The following is a 3,493-nucleotide window of genomic DNA, read 5'->3' on the forward strand; positions in this document are numbered from 1 at the left end:
AAGGGGTCTTATGCCGACCCGGGCGTTATCTCGAGTGGACTACCTGCCGGCATGGACAGAGTGGAGCAAGCTCGGCAATAGTCGCGATAACGCTATAGCTTCTCGCGCCTGGTAGTGGTCCGATGACGGTGAGTTGGTCTCCGGTTCGGCGGGTGGCTGCATGCACCGTCACGATCCTCCTGAGGCCCGAGTCGGCGGATCGCTGGCCGTTTGGGCTGCGGGTTTTGCTGCGGATCTGACCGGCCGCGGGTATTCGTGGTCGTCGGTCAAGCACCACTTGCATCTGATGGCTGACCTGAGCGCCTGGCTGGCCGAGCAAGGGCTGGTTGCCGAGGACCTGACCCAGCCAGTGGTCGACCGCTTCTGCGGAGTGCTTCGCGCCCGAGGAAGCTACCTGGTGAAGGCGACCTCGATGGAACCTCTCCTGGGCTATCTGCGCAACCTCGAAGTGCTGCCGCCGCATCGGGCCGACGGTCTCGTATGCCGAGCGGGTGTCCTGCTGCAGGAATACGAGCGATACCTGCGTGTCGAGCGGCGGGCCAGAGAGGTGACGATCATCCAGTACCTGAGGTATGCGGCCGAGTTCTTGACGGCTTTGAGCGAGCCGTCGGACGGGCCGGGGTTCGACGCCCGGTTGCCGAGTTTGGACGGCGCGCAGGTGCTGGACGTTGTGTCACGCCAGATCGTCGATCATCGGCTGCCTTCGGTCGGCGCTGTCTTGACGGGTGATCGGGCGTTCCTGCGGTTCCTGGAGCGGACCGGGCGAACGACGCCCTCGCTGGCCGATGCCGTCCCGGCGGCCGCCCGCGGGCCGTCTCGGTTGCCCGAGCAGGTGGATCCGGGGACGGCGGCGGCGATCCTGGGCAGTTGCAATCGCACCACCGAGGGCGGTTGCCGTGATCACGCAGTGTTGCTCCTCTTGCACCGATACGGTCTGCGGCCTGTCGAGGTGGCCCGCCTGGAGCTGCCCGATCTGCGCTGGCGGGCAGGTGAGTTCGTGGTGCACGGCAAGGCCGGCCGCGTTGATGTCCTGCCGCTGCTCCACGACGTTGGCGAGGCGATCGTGGAGTACCTACGGATCCGACGCGCCGCGCCGCCCGGAGTCGCAGCGGTGTTCCTGTCCGCACGCGCACCGGTGCAGCCCATGCGCAAGAACTCGATCGGCGCCCTTGTCGAGCGGGCCTGCGCCAGGGCTGGCGTTACCAGGGTCGGGCCTCGGGCGTTCCGGCACGCGCTCGGACACGACCTGTTGAAACGTGGCGCGTCGCTGGTGGAGATCCGAGACGTGCTACGCCATCGCGACATCGACACCACTACTGCCTATACCCGGGTGGACGTGTCCGCGCTGCGGCCGCTGGTCCGTCCCTGGCCGGGCTCCGGCACCCGCGGGCGCCCAGCGCAGGAGGCGCTCCGATGACAAGTCCCGCACCCGCCGCCGGGCTGCGCGCCTTGGCCGAGGACTATCTGGCATTGCGCCGCCGCCTCGGCTTCGAGCTGGACAAACCGGCATTCCTGATCCGCCGGTTCGCCGAGTACTGCGACGACGCCGGTATCGACCTGGTGACGACGCAGGCGGTGCTGGACTGGGTGCTGCTGGCGCAGCCGGTGGCTCCGACCTATCGGTGGCTGCGGCTGAACGCGGCCCGCGGATTCGCCGGCTATTTGCACGTTCTGGACCCCTCGCACCAGGTTCCGCCGTCCGATCTGGTGCCCTACCGACACGACCGGCCGACCCCGTGCATCATGACAGGCGAGCAGCTCGAGATACTGATGGATGCGGCCGGACGGCTGCGGCCTGCGCTTCACGCGGCCACCTTCCAAACGCTGATCGGTCTGGTCGCCGCCACCGGGATGAGGACCTGTGAAGCGGTCCGCGCCGACGACGATGACATCGACCCGGCCGAGGGGGCGATGACCCTGCACGGCAAGAACCACAAGGACCGGCGGATACCGCTGCACCCCACCACGCTGGAAGCGCTCGCCGGCTATCAGCGGCTGCGCGACCAGTTGGTGCCCCACCGAGCCGGACAGAGCCTGCTGATCAACACCCGCGGGCGCAGGTTGAATGCCGATCTGACCCGCACGCATTTCGCGCACCTGGTCAATACGGCCGGGCTCGGCACGCTGACACCGCGGCCGACGCTACGCGCTCTGCGTCACACCTTCGCCGTCACCACCTTGATCGGCTGGCTGAACGACGATGCCGATACCCAAGCCAGCCTTCCACTGTTGTCGGCCCAGCTGGGACATACCAAACCGCGGCACACGTTCTGGTACCTCCAGGCCGTCCCGGAACTGCTGCAGGCCGCCAGCGACCACCTGCTCAGGGCCACCGCCCGCTCCGTCGACGGCGAGGGCGCCTCCGGACAGACGCAGGAGGAACCGTGAGCGATCTGGCCCCGATTCTGCAAGGGTTCTTCCGCGTCAAGCTGATCCAGCAGAAAGACGCGAGCCCTCACACGATCTCCAGCTATCGAGACGCGTGGCGGTTGTTGCTGCACTATGCCCACCAGGCCACCGGCACACCGCCGGAGAGAATGCGGCTCGGTCAACTCGACCACGAGCTGGTCACCGGGTTCCTACGCCATCTGGAGACCGAGCGCGGCAACAGCGCCCGCACCCGCAACAATCGCCTGGCCGCGATCCACTCGCTGTTCCGTTACGCCGCGCTGCGCGCCCTCGACGACGCGGAGGTGATCCAGCGGGTGCTGGCCATCGAGTCCGCTCGGACCGACGACCAAGAGGTCCCGTGGCTCACCGCGGAGGAGGCCGCCGCGGTCCTGGCGGCTCCCGACCGCAGCAGCTGGGTCGGTCGCCGTGATCACGCCATGATGGCCGTGCTGCTGGCCACCGGGCTGCGCGTCTCCGAGCTGCTGAGCCTGACCCGCACCGACGCGCGGATCCAGGCAGCCGGGTCGCACGTCCGCTGCACGGGCAAGGGCCGCCGCGACCGGTCGACTCCGCTGGACCCCGCAACCGCGGCCGTGGTCGGCGAATGGCTCGACAGCACCGACGGCCGATCCGGCGACCCGCTGTTCCCGGCCCGCGGACGGACAGGCCAGCGGCAACTCACCCGGGACGGCTTCCAAGCCCGGCTGGACAAATATCAGAAGATCGCGTCGCAAGAGCAGCCGTCCTTGGCCGGCAAACGCCTGTTCCCACATCTGTTCCGGCACACCAGGGCCATGAACATGCGCCTGGCCGGCCACGACGTCAGCATCATCGCGCTCTGGCTCGGGCACCAGGACGTCTCTTCCACGATGAAGTACCTTCACGCCGACCTGAAGCTCAAAGAACGAGCCCTCGACCGCACCGCAGCCCCCGGGCAGCAACTGGGCCGCTACCAACCCAGCGACACCGTCCTCGACTTCCTCGACAGCCTCAGCTCACCGACTCGCGAATGATCAGGGCGGAATATGCCGACCTCCAGTCATCCTGAACCCGCCAGACGCACGATTGTCGGGATAACGCTCGGGTCGGCATAAGACCCCTT

Annotated in this window: 3 protein-coding genes; all 3 read left to right on the plus strand. The window is 67.9% G+C overall.

Annotation, left to right across the window (positions count from 1 at the left end; genetic code table 11):
* Window positions 1-160: 160 nt before the first annotated feature.
* Genes ACFLIM_RS50045 through ACFLIM_RS50055 form a run of 3 tightly spaced genes read left to right on the plus strand, consistent with a single transcriptional unit; the run spans window position 161 to window position 3,404 of the window.
* Entirely contained in the window at window positions 161-1,417 is a 1,257-nt protein-coding gene (locus ACFLIM_RS50045) for a tyrosine-type recombinase/integrase (protein ID WP_393177969.1), read from the plus strand.
* Complete coding sequence (locus ACFLIM_RS50050; RefSeq protein ID WP_393177971.1) at window positions 1,414-2,388, plus strand: tyrosine-type recombinase/integrase; 975 nt, start codon at window positions 1,414-1,416, stop codon at window positions 2,386-2,388. Before ACFLIM_RS50045 ends, ACFLIM_RS50050 begins: the two co-directional genes overlap by 4 nt.
* On the plus strand, window positions 2,385-3,404 hold the full coding sequence (locus ACFLIM_RS50055) for a tyrosine-type recombinase/integrase (RefSeq protein ID WP_393177973.1): 1,020 nt from the start codon (window positions 2,385-2,387) through the stop codon (window positions 3,402-3,404). Before ACFLIM_RS50050 ends, ACFLIM_RS50055 begins: the two co-directional genes overlap by 4 nt.
* Window positions 3,405-3,493 lie beyond the last annotated feature (89 nt).

The sequence above is a fragment of the Nonomuraea marmarensis genome (genome assembly GCF_043197025.1).
Classification (GTDB): domain Bacteria; phylum Actinomycetota; class Actinomycetes; order Streptosporangiales; family Streptosporangiaceae; genus Nonomuraea; species Nonomuraea marmarensis.